The sequence below is a fragment of the Thermoactinomyces sp. FSL K6-2592 genome (assembly GCF_038006465.1).
GTDB classification, from domain to species: Bacteria; Bacillota; Bacilli; order Thermoactinomycetales; family Thermoactinomycetaceae; genus Thermoactinomyces; species Thermoactinomyces vulgaris.
Map to the genome: position 1 here is coordinate 758,497 of NZ_JBBOVH010000001.1, position 16,647 is coordinate 775,143.

General features: G+C 51.1%; 21 protein-coding genes and 1 riboswitch. Of the genes, 13 read left to right on the forward strand and 8 right to left on the reverse strand.

Annotated features, from left to right (window positions below; genetic code table 11):
• Positions 1-7: 7 nt before the first annotated feature.
• The 4 genes from NYE37_RS04020 to hxlB are packed head-to-tail and all read left to right on the forward strand — an operon-like array spanning position 8 to position 2,964.
• Complete coding sequence (locus NYE37_RS04020) at positions 8-676, forward strand: bifunctional 4-hydroxy-2-oxoglutarate aldolase/2-dehydro-3-deoxy-phosphogluconate aldolase (RefSeq protein ID WP_049720498.1); 669 nt, start codon at positions 8-10, stop codon at positions 674-676.
• A gap of 31 nt (positions 677-707) precedes the next feature.
• Positions 708-1,745 (forward strand): LacI family DNA-binding transcriptional regulator, encoded by a 1,038-nt coding sequence (locus NYE37_RS04025; protein WP_049720497.1) that lies wholly within the window; start codon positions 708-710, stop codon positions 1,743-1,745.
• 31 nt (positions 1,746-1,776) lie between these two features.
• A complete protein-coding gene (gene hxlA / locus NYE37_RS04030) occupies positions 1,777-2,409 on the forward strand; it encodes a 3-hexulose-6-phosphate synthase (protein ID WP_181731164.1) in 633 nt (210 codons plus the stop codon).
• 3 nt (positions 2,410-2,412) lie between these two features.
• On the forward strand, positions 2,413-2,964 hold the full coding sequence (gene hxlB, locus NYE37_RS04035; RefSeq protein ID WP_049720495.1) for a 6-phospho-3-hexuloisomerase: 552 nt from the start codon (positions 2,413-2,415) through the stop codon (positions 2,962-2,964).
• Positions 2,965-3,090: 126 nt separating this feature from the next.
• Here hxlB and NYE37_RS04040 read toward each other — a convergent pair whose 3' ends face one another.
• The 3 genes from NYE37_RS04040 to NYE37_RS04050 form a co-directional block, all read right to left on the reverse strand.
• Positions 3,091-4,482 (reverse strand): NAD-dependent succinate-semialdehyde dehydrogenase, encoded by a 1,392-nt coding sequence (locus tag NYE37_RS04040; protein ID WP_049720494.1) that lies wholly within the window; start codon positions 4,480-4,482, stop codon positions 3,091-3,093.
• Between the two features lie 110 nt (positions 4,483-4,592).
• Entirely contained in the window at positions 4,593-5,039 is a 447-nt protein-coding gene (locus NYE37_RS04045; protein WP_049720493.1) for a VOC family protein, read from the reverse strand.
• A 67-nt stretch (positions 5,040-5,106) separates the two neighbouring features.
• Complete coding sequence (locus tag NYE37_RS04050; protein ID WP_049720492.1) at positions 5,107-5,613, reverse strand: DUF559 domain-containing protein; 507 nt, start codon at positions 5,611-5,613, stop codon at positions 5,107-5,109.
• Between the two features lie 130 nt (positions 5,614-5,743).
• Here NYE37_RS04050 and NYE37_RS04055 point away from each other — a divergent pair, with 130 nt between their 5' ends.
• Positions 5,744-6,172: a cell wall hydrolase gene (locus NYE37_RS04055; RefSeq protein WP_049720491.1), complete on the forward strand. Its 429-nt coding sequence runs from the start codon at positions 5,744-5,746 to the stop codon at positions 6,170-6,172.
• Between the two features lie 17 nt (positions 6,173-6,189).
• Positions 6,190-6,531 carry a spore coat protein GerQ gene (locus tag NYE37_RS04060; protein ID WP_049720490.1) on the forward strand — a complete coding sequence of 114 codons (342 nt, stop codon included), beginning with the start codon at positions 6,190-6,192 and terminating at the stop codon, positions 6,529-6,531.
• 65 nt (positions 6,532-6,596) lie between these two features.
• Here the strand turns inward: NYE37_RS04060 and NYE37_RS04065 are convergent, their stop codons facing one another.
• Entirely contained in the window at positions 6,597-7,040 is a 444-nt protein-coding gene (locus NYE37_RS04065) for a YtoQ family protein (protein WP_049720489.1), read from the reverse strand.
• 237 nt (positions 7,041-7,277) lie between these two features.
• Positions 7,278-7,380: riboswitch (SAM riboswitch) on the forward strand.
• Between the two features lie 87 nt (positions 7,381-7,467).
• On the opposite strand from NYE37_RS04065, the gene NYE37_RS04070 reads away from it, so the two are divergent.
• From NYE37_RS04070 to NYE37_RS04090, 5 genes are all read left to right on the forward strand, one after another.
• Positions 7,468-9,096 carry a nitrite/sulfite reductase gene (locus tag NYE37_RS04070; protein ID WP_049720526.1) on the forward strand — a complete coding sequence of 543 codons (1,629 nt, stop codon included), beginning with the start codon at positions 7,468-7,470 and terminating at the stop codon, positions 9,094-9,096.
• On the forward strand, positions 9,093-9,332 hold the full coding sequence (locus NYE37_RS04075) for a DUF3906 family protein (protein WP_037994066.1): 240 nt from the start codon (positions 9,093-9,095) through the stop codon (positions 9,330-9,332). Before NYE37_RS04070 ends, NYE37_RS04075 begins: the two co-directional genes overlap by 4 nt.
• On the forward strand, positions 9,329-10,072 hold the full coding sequence (locus tag NYE37_RS04080; RefSeq protein ID WP_052186649.1) for a phosphoadenylyl-sulfate reductase: 744 nt from the start codon (positions 9,329-9,331) through the stop codon (positions 10,070-10,072). Before NYE37_RS04075 ends, NYE37_RS04080 begins: the two co-directional genes overlap by 4 nt.
• 124 nt (positions 10,073-10,196) lie before the next feature.
• Positions 10,197-11,363 (forward strand): sulfate adenylyltransferase, encoded by a 1,167-nt coding sequence (sat, locus tag NYE37_RS04085; protein ID WP_340711824.1) that lies wholly within the window; start codon positions 10,197-10,199, stop codon positions 11,361-11,363.
• 81 nt (positions 11,364-11,444) lie between these two features.
• On the forward strand, positions 11,445-12,317 hold the full coding sequence (locus tag NYE37_RS04090) for a sulfite exporter TauE/SafE family protein (protein ID WP_037994063.1): 873 nt from the start codon (positions 11,445-11,447) through the stop codon (positions 12,315-12,317).
• Between the two features lie 8 nt (positions 12,318-12,325).
• Here the strand turns inward: NYE37_RS04090 and NYE37_RS04095 are convergent, their stop codons facing one another.
• Positions 12,326-13,054, reverse strand: coding sequence for a S1C family serine protease (locus tag NYE37_RS04095; RefSeq protein ID WP_340711825.1), 729 nt, complete (start codon positions 13,052-13,054; stop codon positions 12,326-12,328).
• A 189-nt stretch (positions 13,055-13,243) separates the two neighbouring features.
• On the opposite strand from NYE37_RS04095, the gene NYE37_RS04100 reads away from it, so the two are divergent.
• Positions 13,244-13,825: a biotin transporter BioY gene (locus tag NYE37_RS04100; RefSeq protein WP_340711826.1), complete on the forward strand. Its 582-nt coding sequence runs from the start codon at positions 13,244-13,246 to the stop codon at positions 13,823-13,825.
• 14 nt (positions 13,826-13,839) lie between these two features.
• On the opposite strand, the gene NYE37_RS04105 is transcribed toward NYE37_RS04100, so the two are convergent.
• Positions 13,840-14,220: a hypothetical protein gene (locus NYE37_RS04105; RefSeq protein ID WP_037994060.1), complete on the reverse strand. Its 381-nt coding sequence runs from the start codon at positions 14,218-14,220 to the stop codon at positions 13,840-13,842.
• A gap of 63 nt (positions 14,221-14,283) precedes the next feature.
• On the opposite strand from NYE37_RS04105, the gene NYE37_RS04110 reads away from it, so the two are divergent.
• The gene (locus NYE37_RS04110; protein WP_181731156.1) at positions 14,284-14,493 is read left to right on the forward strand and encodes a YqgQ family protein; all 210 of its coding nucleotides are present in this window, start codon (positions 14,284-14,286) and stop codon (positions 14,491-14,493) included.
• Positions 14,494-14,539: 46 nt separating this feature from the next.
• Here NYE37_RS04110 and leuD read toward each other — a convergent pair whose 3' ends face one another.
• Complete coding sequence (leuD, locus tag NYE37_RS04115) at positions 14,540-15,148, reverse strand: 3-isopropylmalate dehydratase small subunit (protein ID WP_037994056.1); 609 nt, start codon at positions 15,146-15,148, stop codon at positions 14,540-14,542.
• Positions 15,135-16,574, reverse strand: a complete 1,440-nt coding sequence (gene leuC / locus NYE37_RS04120) for a 3-isopropylmalate dehydratase large subunit (protein WP_049720483.1) — start codon at positions 16,572-16,574, stop codon at positions 15,135-15,137. Before leuC ends, leuD begins: the two co-directional genes overlap by 14 nt.
• Positions 16,575-16,647: the final 73 nt, after the last annotated feature.

Below are 16,647 nucleotides of genomic sequence, written 5' to 3' on the forward strand. Positions count from 1 at the left end.
AGTTGTCATGGGAGCGGAAGAAATCAAAAAAAGATCGGTGGTTGCCGTTGTCCGCGGGGCTTCTGTGGAATCGGCGGTAAAAATCGGCCAAGCGTTGCTGGACGGAGGCGTGACCGCGCTTGAAATCACGATGGAAACCCCGCAAGCGCTGTCCGTGCTTGAAAAAGCATGCGAGGTGTTTGGCGATGCAATGCTGGTCGGGGCCGGAACCGTTCTCGATGCCGAAACCGCACGTCTGGCCATCTTGGCGGGAGCCCGATTCATTGTTTCGCCGACGGTGAATGAAAAGATCATTCAAATGGCGAAACGGTACGGGGTGATCAGTGTGCCGGGAGCATTCACCCCAACGGAAATTTTACATGCGTTTGAACAGGGGGCGGATGTGGTGAAAGTGTTTCCGGCAGGGATTGCCGGACCGGGCTATTTAAAAAGCATTTCGGCTCCTTTGCCCCACATTCCGCTCATGCCGACCGGCGGCATTGACCAAACGAACGCCAAAGATTACATCCGGGCCGGTGCGGTGGCCGTCGGGGTGGGATCGTCCCTCGTCGATCCGTCACGGGCATTGACGGACGAATATTTGCGGGAAGTGACAAAACAGGCCGAAAAGCTGATGGCCGCGGTGCAGTCGGAACGGATTGAAGCTGGGAAAAAGGAAAAGGAGTCGCTACAATAAAGTCATCGAACGATTGAAAGAGGGAACAGCAATGAAGAAAGTGACCATGGCGGATGTCGCCAAAGAAGCGGGTGTTTCCAAGAGCACCGTTTCGCAATTTTTAAACAAGCGCTTTGAATACATGGGGGAAAACACAAAAAAAAGAATCGAAGAAGCCATTGAAAAACTGGGTTATCAACCCAATTTCATTGCCAGGAGTCTAAAACAAAAGCGCACTTCAATGATTGCGATTATTGTAGCGAATATCCTTCATTATTTTTCCACCGGAATCATTCGTGCAATTGAAGATTTTTGCCGGGATCATGATTTGCACGCGATTGTTTGCAATGCGGATGACCAGCCGGATCAGGAACGACGGTATATTGAAATGCTGAGGGCAAAGCAAGTGGATGGCATGATTATCTTTCCGACCGGAAAGAATCGGGATTTGTATGAACAGATGGTCCGGGAAGGCTATCCGGTGGTTTTCGTGGATCGCCAGACCGGGTTGGATCATGCTTATTCGGTGGTGACCGATAATGCCGCGGCCACTTGCCAAGCGATCAAACAGTTGATCGGACAAGGGCACCAACGAATTGCTTTTGTCGTGCAGCCACTGATGGTAAGCACCAGAAAAGGCAGATTGGAAGGTTACCGAAAAGCCATGGAGGATGCCGGTTTGCCCGTGGATCCCGACTATATCGTCGAATCCCCGGTGGATGAGGTGAAAAGCCGGCTGGAAAGCCTTTTTGCTTCCAAAGAGCGGCCGACTGCTTTGTTTGCCGGGAATGACCGGATGTTTCTGGCCGTCATGGAATTTATAAAAGAAAAAGGGCTCGTGCTCGGGGAAGAGGTGGATCTGGTCGTTTTTGACAATATTCCGTTTGCCCGGTTGATGGACCACCCCATCACGTTTATCGAGCAACCGGCAGCTGAGATGGGAAGAAAGGCTGCGGAATTGTTGTTTGAACAAATAAATGGCGGGAAGCCGGAGCCGGAGGAATATGTTTTTCCGAGCCGGATGGTTCAGGCAAATCCGCCTGCCGGCCCGGCACTTCCCGGCAATCGTGTTGATCCGGAGAGGAAATGAATGTTCATGCAGAGGGAAAGGAGACCGGAGGATGATACTGCAACTTGCGTTGGATCGGATGAGTATCCCCGAAGCAGTCCGGTTGGCCGGGGAAACGGAAGAATTCACCGATTGGATTGAAGTGGGGACTTCCATTATCAAGGAATTTGGAATGGCGGGAGTCCGGGAATTGAAGCGGACTTTTCCCGACAAGCCGGTGGTGGCGGACACCAAAACGATGGACAATGCCCGTTATGAATTTGAAAAGGCATTTGAAGCCGGGGCCGATGCGGCCACTGTCATGGGGGTGGCGCCGCCGGTTACCATCGAGACCTGCATGGACGTGGCACGCCGCCATGGCAAAACGGTGATGATTGATTTGTTGAACGTATCAGAAGATCAAGTGAGAGAGTTATTAAAATATGACGAGGCCGTTTTTTGCGTGCATGTGAGCAAGGATGAGCAAGAAGAAGGGGTGCGGCCTGTATGGAAAAAGTGTGCGGCGGTTTCGTCGGAGAAGCCGGTGAAATGGGCGGCAGCAGGCGGAATTACGCTAAGTTCCTTGGAGAAGGTGAGAAAGTCTTTCCATCCTTCGGTGGTGATTGTCGGTACCGCCATCACCAAAGCGGAGAATCCAAAAGAGGCGGCCAGACAGTTGAAACAAGCCATTGAAAAGGGGGAATAAGCCATGTCGACAGCTCAAGCCATTTTAAGAGAAGTGGAAGCGGTGATCGGGCAGGTGAAAGAAGAAGAGATCAAAGAAACCGCCGCGGCATTGCAAAAGGCGGGGCGGATCTTTGTCGTGGGGGAAGGACGCTCCGGATTGATGGCCAAATCGTTTGCCATGCGGTTGATGCATTTGGGTGCCAAGGTGTATGTGGCAGGCGAAACGATTACGCCATCCGTTGAAGCAGGAGACTGGCTGGTTGCCGTTTCAGGATCGGGAACCACCCGCCAAGTGGTTTGGACGGCGGAGAAAGCCAAATCCATCGGGTGCAAGGTGATTGCCGTGACGACCGATGAGGCGTCCCCTCTTGCACAAACGGCCGTGAAGATCCTCCGTGTTCCGGCGGCAACCAAACACCGGCGCGCCAATGAATGGAAAACCATTCAACCTCTGGGGTCGCTGTTTGACCAAAGTGTCCATATCTTGTTGGATGCCGTATGCCTGGAATATGGAAGGCTGAAGGAAGTGAATCATGACGAAGCGGTCCGCCGCCACAGCAATTTGGAATCATGATAAAACGGGGAACCGGAGACAGACCATCTGTTTCTTCGGTTCTCTTTGTTTTTTGATGAGAACGGGAGCGATTCAAGAAAGCGCCATGCTGAAAGCCGATTGATCAAGAACAATCAATCGGCTTTTTTACAGATTCCCGATGGATAAGTACTTTGTCTCCAAATACGGTTCCATTCCTTCCAAGCCGCCTTCCCGGCCGATGCCGCTTTCTTTCATTCCACCAAACGGGGCGTGTGCGGCAGACGGCGCTCCGTCGTTCCAACCGATAATGCCGAAGTCCAAGTGTTCATTCAAGTAAATGCCGGTGCGGTAATCATTGGTGAAGAAATAAGCGGCCAGGCCGTAAGGGGTGCTGTTGGCAATCTCCACGGCTTCTTCCAGGCTTTTGAAGGACAGGATGGGAAGAACCGGTCCGAATGTTTCTTCCTGCATGATTTTCGTGTCAAGGCCGGCTTGGCCGAGGATGGTCGGAGCGACAAAAAAATATCCTTTTTCGCGGTCGGCTTGGTAAGTGTTTCCGCACAACACGCGTGCGCCCTTTTGGAGGGCATCTTCGATTTGTTCCATGATTTTGTCAAAGCTTTTTTTGTTGATGACCGGACCGACGTCGGTCTCTGGGTTCAAGCCGTTTCCGACTTTTAATTTCCGCACGCTGTCCGCCAACTTTTGGGAGAAGGCTTCGGCGATGCTTTCGTGGACCAGCAGGCGGTTGGCGCAAATGCAGGTTTGCCCGGCGTTTCGGAATTTGGAAAGGATGGTTTGCCGGACGGCAAGATCAAGGTCGGCATCTTCGGCCACAATGACGGGAGCATGGCCGCCCAGTTCCATGGAAATGCGTTTGACGGTGGCGGCGCTGTTTTTCATCAGCAACTTTCCGACTTCAGTGGAGCCGGTAAAAGAGATTTTTTGAATCAGGGGGCTGTCCGTAAAGAGTTTGCCGACGAAAGGCCCCAACCCGTTGACATATTGGATGACCCCTTCCGGGATGCCGGCTTCATGGGCCAGTTTAACCAGTTCCATGGTGGTCAGCGGCGTTTCTTCCGCCGGTTTCACAATAAACGTACAGCCGGCTGCCAAGGCGGGTGCGGCTTTTCTGGTCATCATGGCCGCGGGAAAATTCCAAGGCGTGATGGCCGCCACCAGCCCGACGGGTTGACGAGTGACGATAATCCGTTTCGATCCGGTGTGGGCGGGGATGGTCCGGCCGTACAGCCGTTTGGCTTCTTCGGCGTACCAATCAATATAACTGACGGCATAGTCGACCTCCGCGAGGGATTCGGTCAGCGGTTTTCCGCTTTCCAGCGTCATGATCCGCGCGATGTTTTCCTTGTTTTTTTGAATGCGATCCGACCATACCCGGAGCAAGCGGGAGCGCTCATGGGCATTGGTTTTGGACCAAGCGGAAAAACTTTCGTGTCCTTTCCGGATGGCTCTGGTGATTTCCTCTTCGGTATGGGCTTTTACTTTTTGGATCAATTCCCCGGTGGCAGGATTTTTTACTTCAATCATCTCGGACATCTTTTTGCTTTCCTCCTTTTTTTGGACGGGGTCGGGGGTTCTTCTTCTATGATATCAGCCGGTGCAAGCTTGTCGATTTTTAAGGGGGTTTCGCCGTTTCAGCGGGAGGTTTATTTTTTTGCGCGGAGTTTTTCCCATTCGCTCCAATACATTTTCGGAAGATCCGGGGAAATGTCATCGGGGATGGTGCAGATCAGTTCCAGATTATGGCCGTCCGGATCTTCAAAATACAAAGAAGCATTTCTTTGAAACGGGCGCACCACGGGCTCGACCGGTTCAAAACGCCCGTCTTTTACCGGTTCGATCCCTTTTTCCTTGAGCCAGCGGATGGCTTCGGGCATATCCTCAAAGTGGATGCGAAAGGCGATATGTTTGGCAAATACATGGTTCCCGCCGGGCTTTTGCCAGAGGCCCAGCCAGCTTTTTTCAGGTTCAATCCACAGAAAAGCGACACTGTCATTTCTCCAGGCCGGAGTCAGCCCCAGTTTTTGATAAAATTCGACAGAACGGTCCAAATCTTCCACTTGAAAATGAACTTCATACAAGCCTTGAATCATAAAAGTTTCCCTCCTTGTGAAAAGCCGTCCGGGACCCTGTTTTCCGTCCCCGCGGACCGGATGCTTGTCAGGTGAATTGACCAGGTGATTTTCTTCTTTTCATGATATCTGTATATTCTGTAATTTCGCGGATGACCTGGTCCATTTGCCCGGACAGGCGACGGCGTGAAAAGCGCATCACTTTCCAGCCTTGCTTTCCCAGATCATGTTTTTTTGTTTGAAAGCGGAGTTGTTTTTTGGGACGGATCACCGTGTCCCCGTCGCATTCCAAAGCCAGTTTGTATTTGGGGATGGCGATTGCCACCCGATGGCGGTGAATGGGATAGTGGATTTTGACGTCACGCCCGAATTTGGAATAAAGCGCGTAAAACAGTTTCCGTTCCCAAGGATTGCAAGTGTGGAGGAGTTGGAAATGGATAAACGGGAAGAACCCCAGCCGGACTTGTTCGTAAATCCAGACAGGGATGAAAAAGGGGATGCACAACCAGTGATGACGCCACTTGCGGCGTAACTTCCGAAACTTCCAGGAAAGTTGGCGACAGCCGTCGGTTCGGTTGTTGAACAGGGGAAGCAAGCCGGTCACCTCCTATATTCAGAATACACCAAAAGAAGTGTTCTTTCCAAAAGATATTTCCAATTTTCAAAAGAATTGGCCGGTTCTTTTTTTGAGCAGGGGGGCATATGTTGGTCTCAGGGGGGATGGTATGGCGGTTATTCAGGCGCCGGAATCGCATGTCAAGCTGTTGGCCAGGTTGATGCGGGCGGAAGCGGAAGGGGACGGGCAAATGGGGATGTTACTGGTTGGCAATGTGGGTGTCAACCGGGTGATTGCCAACTGTCTCGATTTTGAGGGGATCCGCAATCTTCAACAGATGGTTTTCCAATCCCCCGGCGGTTTTGAAGCCGTGCAAATGCCGTATTTTTATCAACCGGCCCGCCAGCAGGATATCCGGTTGGCCCGAAAGGCCATTCAGGGCCAGCGTTTTGATCCCGCCAAACGGGCCTTGTGGTTTTTCCGGCCGACAGGGGAATGTCCGGCAACCTGGTTTAATCAGACGCATTCCGGAAGATATAAAAGCCACTGTTTTTATATTCCTGATGCTTCGGATTGTCCGGCTGTTTATCAATATTAAGAACTGGAGGGAGACAAATGGTGTATTGGTCTTATCCATATCATGCTCCATACCCGTTTTATTCCGACGCGCAGGTCAGTCAGAGACAACAACCGGAACAAGGGCAGCCCCAAAGACAGGACCGCAGATTCTCGGAAGATTTGTTGCAAAGCAATATCGGAAAACGAGTGACGGCTTACATGACTTATGAAGGGAGCGAGGAATGGAGGAACCGGGTGTTCACCGGGGTGTTGCGCCAGGTGGGCAGGGATTATTTTGTTTTGCGGGATCAGGAAACCGGAAAAGATGTCATGTTGTTAAATATCAATTTGAATTTTGTAGTGTTTGATGATACACCGGCCCGGCTGACCCGGTCGTAACCCCTGGCGGAAAAAGTGTGAAAAAGCGTGAAAAGGGAGGCGGAAAACCGCCTCCCTTTCCTGTTTCATTCTTCAAAGATATAGGCCAGGGCATCCAGGGCCTGATCGACGGTTTCGACCGTCACTTGTGCCCGCTGGCTGATTTCTTTCAACGGATGGTGCAAGCTTTCCGGACGCACCAAAATCAGGGGCTTGTTTAAAGCGATGGCCAACGATGCATCCATTGCGGTGTTCCATTGCCGGTATTTTTCGCCAAACAAGGCGATGACGATGTCGGCTTTTTCCATCCATACCCGGGTGCGCAAATTGTTCAGTTCCGAAGCGGCTTGATCCCGGTAAACCGCATTGGGCTGTTTTCCTTTGATCAGTTCGCCGATGTCATCCGAACGGTCGTGATTTTCCTGCGGCCCTTTAAAAATGACGGGCAAGCCCCGTTCTTCGGCTTTTTGGCGCAGTTTTGCCCTCCAGTCATCATGAATTTGACCGGCAAGATAGACGACGAGTTCCATGATCCGGTTCCCCCTTTTTTGGAATGATCTCTTCTATTGTAATCAAAGTGCGTTTTTTGAAAAAGACAAACCGGGATGCATGCCCGGAACAGGAGGTTTCGGGGCGGTTCAAAGCCTTGATTTTTCAAGACAAAAGGATTCTTCTGAAATGGTTGACAATAACGGGCGGAATTTGTTATTCTTATCCCAAGCAATTGAAAACATAGTTATTTGATAGGTATTTATGGTTTAGAAACATCCTCATAAAGAGAGGCGGAGGGACTGGCCCGATGAACCCTCGGCAACCGGCCGTACGGCTTGGTGCCAAATCCAGAGAACAGTCACTGTTCGAATATGAGGAGAAAAAGGCAAGTGGCATCGATCCCTTTTTCCCTCATGGAAAAGGGATTTTTTTATTTTCAAGGTGAACGAAGGAGTGGAAGCGGGGATGAAAAAACATTGGCCTTGGGCGAACAATCCGGAACAGTTGAATCCGTTCGAATTGCAAAAGTTGGAGCAGGACGGTTTAGACATTATCGACGAGATTATTCATATTTATTCTAAAAAGGGATTTGAATCGATTCCCGAGGAAAAATTTGCTTTGTTCAAGTGGGCGGGAGTCTATCAACAACGCCCGAAAAAAGACGGCTATTTTATGATCCGCATCCGTGTCCCTTCCGGGATTTTAAACAGCCGCCAAGTGCGGGTGGTGGCTGAGTTGTCGAGGGAGTACGGGCGCGGGCTGATCGATGTGACGACACGCCAAGCGATTCAATATCATTGGATTCGGGTGGAAAATCTTCCGGATATCTTCCGGCGTTTGAAAGAGGTCGATCTTTACACCTTTGAAGCTTGTGGTGATTGCCCCCGCAACATTACCGGCAACCCGCTGGCCGGGATCGATCCGCATGAGTTGGTGGACACCCGTCCCATCGTTGCCAAACTGAATGAAAAGTTGCTGTTAAACCGGGAATTTTCCAACTTGCCGAGAAAATACAAAATTTCCGTCTCCTCCAGTGTCTACAATCCGGCTCATGCCCAGATCAACGATCTGTCGTTTACGCCGGCAGTGAAAAAGTTGGATGGCAAAGAGACGGTCGGTTTCCACGTCTGGGTGGGGGGAGGCCTTTCCAACCGGCCGCATTTGGCTCAGCAGCTGGATCTTTTCGTCCGTCCCGAACAGGTTGTCGATGTGGCGGTCGGCGTGACGAAAGTGTTCCGCGATTACGGATACCGGAAAAAGCGGCATAAAGCGCGCCTGAAGTTTTTGGTCGCAGATTGGGGGCCGGAGAAGTTTTTGGAAATCTTGAAAGAGTATATCGGCGAGTATCCGGCCCGGGGTGAAGATAAAATCGCCGGCTGGAATGCCGGTTATTTCACCGGGGTTCATCCGCAAAAACAGCCGGGGCTGAACTATGTCGGTTTAAACATTCCGTTGGGGCGCACGTCGGCAGACGAGTTTGACGGTTTGGCCGATCTGGCGGACCACTATGGATCCGGCTCGGTGCGCACCGCCAACACGCAAAATGTGATTCTGACCGATGTGCCGGATGACAAAGTGGAGGATCTGTTGAAAGAGCCTCTCTTAAAAAGGCTGAGCCCGTTTCCAAAAACGTTTGAGGGGTATGCCGTTTCCTGCACGGGAATTGAATTTTGCAATCTGGCGCTGACCGAAACCAAAGGGTTTTTGAAAGAAGTGGTCAACTTTCTGGACCAGGAGATCCGGTTGGACGAACCCATCCGGATTCATATCAACGGTTGTCCCAATTCCTGCGGGCAACAACAAATCGCCGACATCGGTCTCATGGGCGGGAAGGCGAAAACGGCCCAAGGAATGGTGGAAGCTTACACCATCTCGGTCGGCGGGCATTTATACGGACAAGGAAAGTTTAACACGCAGTTAAAGGGACGGGTCACCAAAGAATATGTGGCGCCTGTGTTAAAAGAAATCATTCTTTTCTACAAACGCGAACGGAAAGAAGGGGAGAAATTCGGCGACTTTGTGAAACGTGCCGGAATCGAAGCGATTCAGAAACAGTTTGATGAGATCCGCCAGCGGGTGGTGCCTGCTGTATGAGCCGGGAATTGTATCTGTACCGCTTGGTGGCAGAGAAAGAACCGGACGGTTCTTACAACGTCATCGTTCTGGCGCCGACGGAGGAAAAAGCTTTTGAATATGCAGAAAAAGAGTTGGAACGTTACACGATCAAAACGCCTGCGGTCAAAGAGTGGGTGATTGAAGAGAAAAAAAGGGTTCGCCAAGGAACCGGATATGTATTAAACGGATCCGAAAGAAAGGAGAACGACAAATGACCCGGGAACGGTATTGGCCGACATTGAGTGGAGAAGAAAGATGGAATCCCGAACAAATCAAAATCGTGGCAGAAGAGTTGAAAGACTTCCATCCTCAGGAAATTATCCGTTGGGGAGTGGAACAACTGGGGGTTTCCCGGTTGGTGTTGGCTTGCAGTTTCGGATATGAAGACGTGGTTTTGGTGGATATGGCATTCAAAGTCGATCCGGAATTGGACATTTTTTATCTCGACACCGACCTGCACTTTCAGGAAACCTATGAAGTCCGGGACCGGCTGGCTGAGAAATACCAAAAAGAATTCATCCGCGTTTCGCCCGAACTCACGTTGGAGGAACAAGCGGAGAAATACGGCGGCGAACTGTGGAAAAGAAATCCCGATTTATGTTGTAAGCTCCGCAAAGTCGAGCCTTTGAAAAAAGTGTTGAAAAACTACCAGGGATGGATCACCGGAATCCGGCGCGAACAAGCCCCCACCCGTGCCCATACGCAGGTGGTGGAGTGGGATCAGGGGTTTGGGTTGCTCAAGCTGAATCCCTTGGCTTTCTGGAACGCCAAACAAGTCTGGACTTATATTCATGATCATCAAATTCCGTACAATTCCTTGCATGACCGGCAGTATCCAAGCATCGGCTGCCAGCCGTGCACCCGCCCGGTCCGTCCCGGGGAAGATCCGCGTGCCGGACGCTGGTCGGGGACCGACAAAATCGAATGCGGGCTTCATAACAGTCCGGTCAATTGATTTTTGCTCATTCCGTTCCGCTTGGCGCCGGGGGCGATTCGAACCGTGGGATCTTTTCAGTCACTCTGACCCGGAAGCCCCCGGGGAGAGGGCCCGATGAAAATGATTGGAGAGGAGTATTACCATGGGAGATTTGATCGCACCACATGGAGGAGTGCTGGTAAACCGCGTTTTGACAGGAGAGGGAAAACAAGTTTGGTTGAATCGGGCGGAGCATTTTCCGAAGCTTCCCGTTTCCAACCGCACCGTGTCGGATTTGTTTTGCATTGCCACCGGGGTTTTCTCGCCGTTGACCGGTTTTTTAAAAGAAAAAGACTACCGGTCAGTTTGTGAAACCATGCGGCTGTCGGACGGAACAGTCTGGAGCATCCCGGTGACCTTGCCCGTTCCGGAAGAACGGGAAAAAGAGATTGCCGGGGCGGAATATGTTTCCTTGCTCGATGAAGAACAAAACATCATTGCGGTTGTCCAAGTGGAAGAGCTTTACCGTGTCGATCTGCGTGAAGAAGCCCGGTTGGTTTACAAGACGGAAGAAGAAGCCCATCCGGGGGTTCGATATCTGTACAGTCAATCGCCGTTAAACCTGGGCGGGGACATCTGGCTGTTAAAACGCCCGGCATATCCGTTTGAAGACCGGCTGTTCGACCCGGCCGAAACGCGGGAGATTTTCCAAAAGCGCGGGTGGAAAAAGGTGGTCGGGTTTCAAACGAGAAATCCGGTGCACCGTGCCCATGAGTACATTCAAAAATCGGCTTTGGAGACGGTGGACGGACTGTTTTTGCATCCGTTGGTCGGACAAACGAAAACGGATGATATTCCGGTGGATGTCCGCATGAAAAGCTATGAAGTGATTTTAAAACATTACTATCCGGAAAACCGGGTCTTTTTGGGAGCGTACCCGGCGGCCATGCGCTATGCCGGTCCCCGCGAAGCCGTCCTTCATGCTTTGGTGCGCAAAAACCACGGCTGCACCCATTTTATCGTGGGCAGGGATCATGCCGGTGTCGGCGATTATTACGGCACCTATGATGCGCAGAAAATTTTCTCCCATTTTACTGCAGAGGAACTGGGGATCAACCCGCTCTTTTTTGAACACAGCTTTTACTGTAAAAAATGTGCGGGCATGGCTTCGTACAAAACTTGTCCGCATGATGACGAACATCATGTCATTCTTTCCGGAACGAAAGTGAGAAAGATGTTGTCGGAAGGAATTGCGCCGCCTCCGGAATTTTCCCGTCCCGAAGTGGTGGAAGTATTAATTGAGGGGCTCCGGAATAAAGTGGGGGTGTAGAACTTGTGGCGGGAGCTTGCCTGATGCGGCGCTCCCCTTTCATCCATTGCAAAAATGAATGCTTGTTTAAGGGGGGCATTTATGAAAAAACTCCTGATTCTTGGCATTGTCGGTTTTTTCGCCCAGTTGATTGACGGATCGCTGGGAATGGCTTACGGGGCAACTTCCGCTTCTTTGCTTTTGTTTTTCGGGGTGGCTCCTGCAGTGGCTTCGGCCTCGATTCATCTGGCGGAAGTGGCGACGACCGCTGTCTCCGGCGCGTCCCATTTATGGTTTGGAAATGTGGACAAAAAAATCCTCTTCAAACTGGCTGTTCCGGGAGGTGTCAGTGCTTTTGCGGGAGCCGCTTTTTTAAGCGGTATACCGGGAGACCGGATCAAACCGTTTATCTCTTTGTTTTTAATGCTGATGGGGATTTATATTGTTTGTCGATATATCACAGTTTCCTCGCGGAAAGCCAAAAAAACGAATTTATCCAATACTTATTTGATTCCGCTCGGATTGGCGGGAGGATTTTTTGATGCTGTCGGAGGCGGGGGATGGGGTCCGATTACCACCCCTATGTTGTTGGCCAGAGATGCCGTCACACCCAGAAAAGTGATTGGCACGGTGGATACCAGCGAATTTATTGTGGCTGTTTCCGCCTCCTTGGGATTTTTCCTCTTCCTCGGTTGGGAAACCTTTCATGCCTACTGGGTGGCAGCCATCGTGATTGGCGGAGTCGTGGCGGCCCCGATTGCGGCATGGCTGGTGCGGGTGATCCCGTCCCATTTGTTGGGCGTGTTGGTCGGCGGTTTCATTGTTCTGGTCAATGTGGGCCCGGTGTTGAAATTTTTGAAGGTTTCCTCCACCGGACAATGGGGGGTTTACGCAATCATTTTGGTCTTGTGGGCCGGTTCGGTGCTTTGGAATATGAAAAACAAAGGGAAAAAGGAGCAAACCCTCAGTGTTTGACTCTGGCATCATTGGGGCAAATAGCGCTTGATATGCGGGCGGATCTCTTCCATGGGGATGGCGAATCCGAGACATTGGGATGGATAAATGATCAGTGTGTTCATTCCGATCACTTTTCCCTGGAGGTTGATCAAAGGGCCGCCGCTGTTTCCCGGATTGATGGCGGCATCGGTCTGGATCACGTTTTTATAATAACGCCGCCCGACTTTAAGCGGCCGGTTTTTGCCGCTGATGATCCCAACCGTGACCGTGTGTTCCAAGCCGAAAGGGTTGCCGACCGCCAATACCCATTCCCCGATGTCGGCATCCCGGGAAGTTCCCAGGGACAATGCGGGTAACGGACGCGGGGATTTGATTTTGACGACGGCCAAATCGCGTTTGTCATCGGTCCAAACCGGCATTCCGGTGAACCGTTTTTGGAAATGATCCAACTTTACGTCAATGCGTGAAGCATTTTTGATGACATGGGCATTGGTTAAAATGTAGCCTTGCGGGTGAATGATAAACCCGGAACCAAAATGGTTTTTGGGAGGGGCCGGAGGATCGTTCAGTTCGGGGACAAACAGGTGAAGCAAATTTCTGGGAAGCGACAGATAAGTCCCCGGGCTTTTTTCCTGGGTGATGATGGAAACCACCCCTCTCCGGACACGGCGGTAGACCGGCACAAAGATGTTCGCCGGGTGTGGTGCAGGCGAAACGACCGACAGACGTTGTTTTTTTAACTTTCCATCAGGCATCCATTTCACTCCCCATCCGCGAAGCCAGGTTGTATATCATATGGCTGCAGCCGGGAAGGAGGAAGGGCGGATGACTCAAGTGCCGGTCAAAAGCCAATTGTAAACCTTATTGATAAATGAAGTTGACAATAAATGCAGGGATCGCTATTGTAATGAGTAGAAAATCATTTATCGAAATGAGGTTTGCTGATGCGTCGATCTGCTTTGAAGGTGCGGGATATGACATGGATGGCCATGTTTGTTGCCATGCTGGCGGTCAGCGGGGCCTTTGCGATTCATATCGGCCCGGCTCCGATTACCTTGCAAACCCTTGTGGTGATGCTGGCGGGGTCCGTGCTGGGGGCCCGGCGGGGAATGATTTCCATGGTCGTCTTTATTGCCCTGGTCATCGCCGGAGCGCCGGTTTTAAGCGGGGGTAAAAGCGGAATCGCCGCTTTGGCCGGCCCGACGGGAGGTTACATCATCAGCTGGGTGTTTGCGGCCGGATTGACCGGTTGGATGGTGGAAAGATGGATCCGAAAGGGCACACTCAATGCTTGGAAACTCGGATTGGCCCATGTCGTCGGCGGAGTGATTTTGATTCATTTGATTGGTTTTCCGTGGCTGGTTACGGTGCTTGACCTTCCGCTGAACCAAACCACATGGATTTCCTCTCTGTTGGTTTTTCTGCCGGGAGATTTGATGAAAGCGATCTTGGCCGTGCCGGTGGTGATGGCGGTGAGAAAAGCGCTTCCCCAATTAAGCAGTGTGCAACAACAAAAAAGAGCCTGACAAAGGCTCTTTTTTTATGAAGGTAACATCGTCAAATTTGTATGTTTTTCCACATGTTTTAAGAAACGATGGTTTAACGGTACGATCAAATCCGTTGCCCTGTTGGTGAACACACCGTTCCGGTTGATGACAAACAATTTGTGGACTGAGATTTTATAGTAACGGGATGGATTTTTCAAAGTTATCAATAAATCGTGATCCGGCTGTGGATGCAGTCCTTTTATCTCACAGGGAATGATGCCGATGACATCATTTAAAAGGATGTGATAGGATAAATGTGGTTTTTGGAAAATCAGTTCTTTGGTGGTCAGTGTACTTGCCCAATGATTCCGTTTTTGGGATATGATCAAATGCCCGATCATTCGTTTGACGGGAATAAAGTTTGTATAAGGCAAAAAGAACACCTCTTTCAGTGAGGTTATATCCAGTATAACACAAGAGAGGAAAGGATACATCCGATGCGTGGCATGACTGAGGTTCGTCAGTTGTTAAAACAATTTGGAACCATCATTTATACAGGGGACCAGCTGGGGGATGTGGAGTTGATGATGGAAGAGGTCCGGGAATTAAAGGCGATGGGCCTGATTGATCCGCAAACGTTTCAGAAAGCGATGGCGGTGCTCCTTCAACAATCCGCCCGCTTCTCGCGCCGGCAATCCGAAAAGTAAAGGCATAGTGCCACTGGTTCAAGCGGCCTATGCCTTTTGCAATCCCTTATGATTTCACGCTGTAATAAGAGGGAAGCTCATTTTCGTATTGAGCGATTTGGTTTTCATATTGCAGCGTGATGCCGATGTCATCCAACCCGTTCATTAAACAGAAGCGGCGATAGGGATCGATTTCAAAGCGGAAGCAAAGCCCCGCATCGTCCCGCACTTCTTGTTTTTCCAAGTCGATGGTCAAGGTGTAACCGTCTTTTTTGAAGGTGTTTTGAAAGAGCCGGTCCACCTGTTCTTCCGAAAGCGAAACGGGAAGAATTCCGTTTTTAAAACAATTGTTGTAAAAAATATCCGCAAAACCGGGTGCGATAATCACACGAAATCCGTAATCCTGAAGAGCCCAGGGGGCATGCTCGCGGGAAGAGCCGCATCCGAAGTTTTTCCGTGCCAATAACACACTGGCTTCCTTGTATTCCGGCTGGTTGAGGACAAAATCCGGATCCGGGTTTCCGTCACCGGTGAACCGCCAATCGTGAAACAGGAATTGGCCAAATCCGGTCCGTTCGATCCGTTTTAAAAACTGTTTGGGAATGATGGCATCTGTATCCACATTGGCCCGGTCCAACGGGCAAACGATTCCCTTATGTTGTTTAAGTGGTTGCATGGACTTTTCCCTCCTCATCCCGGTATTGCCAGTTGCGCACATCGACAAAATGACCGGCGACGGCTACTGCTGCCGCCATGGCCGGGGACACCAGGTGGGTTCTGCCACCGCGGCCTTGCCGGCCCTCGAAGTTCCGGTTGGAAGTGGAGGCGCATCGCTCACCGGGTTTCAAAATATCCGGATTCATTCCCAAACACATGCTGCAACCCGACTCGCGCCATTCGAACCCGGCTTCCAAAAATATTTTGTCCAATCCTTCCTTTTCCGCCTGCAGTTTCACTTGTTGGGAACCGGGAACCACCATGGCCTTCACTTGCGGGGCCACTTTGTATCCTCTGACCACTTTGGCCGCCGCCCGCAAATCTTCAATGCGTGAATTGGTACAGGAGCCGATGAATACTTGATCAATCTCGATTTCCGATATCGGCGTGCCCGGTTTCAATCCCATGTACTCCAACGCCCGCCGGGCCGCTTTGGCTTCGGTTTCTGTCGGGAAAGAGGAAGGGTCCGGCACGGTTTCGGTGATATCCGTCCCCATTCCAGGGCTGGTTCCCCAGGTTACCTGCGGTGCAATGGATGAGGCGTCGATTTCGATGTACGCATCATACATCGCACCCGGATCGCTGGACAGCTGCCGCCATTCTCGGACCGCTTTTTCAAAGGCTTCCCCTTTGGGGGCGTAAGGGCGGCCTTTCAAATATTCAAAAGTGGTTTCATCCGGAGCGATCATGCCGGCACGGGCACCCGCTTCAATGGACATGTTGCATACCGTCATCCGTTCTTCCATGGACATTTTTTCAATAGGTTTGCCGGTATATTCAATCACATAGCCGGTGGCTCCGTCCGTGCCGATTTGGCGGATCACGGCAAGAATGGCATCTTTGGCGGTGACACCGGGGCGAAGTTCCCCGTTAAAGTGGATGCGCATCGTTTTGGGCTTGAGTTGATGCAAACATTGCGTGGCCAAGACGTGTTCCACTTCACTGGTTCCGATGCCGAATGCCAAGGCGCCGAATGCCCCGTGTGTGGAAGTGTGGCTGTCCCCGCATACGATGGTTTTCCCGGGCAGGGTGAGCCCGAGCTCGGGGCCGATGACGTGGACAATTCCTTGGTTTTGGTGATGCAGATCGAAAAGGGAAATGCCAAATTCTTTGCAGTTTTTCTCCAAGGTTTCCATTTGTTTTTGGGAAATCGGGTCTTTGACCGGCAAATGGCGGTCGGTGGTGGGAACATTGTGATCCATGGTGGCGACGGTCAAATCCGGCCGCCGGACTTTGCGCCCCTGAAGACGCAATCCTTCAAAAGCTTGCGGGGAGGTGACTTCATGCACCAAATGCAAATCGATGTACAAGATGGCGGGTTTTCCTTTTTCCTGCTCAATGACATGGCGATCCCAAACCTTCTCAAACAATGTTCGTGGTCTCAATTTGCTCACCTCATCTTTTATCTCAGCTCGTCAAAGAAACGGGGAAATAAAGAAAGGGTAATTGAAGAATATT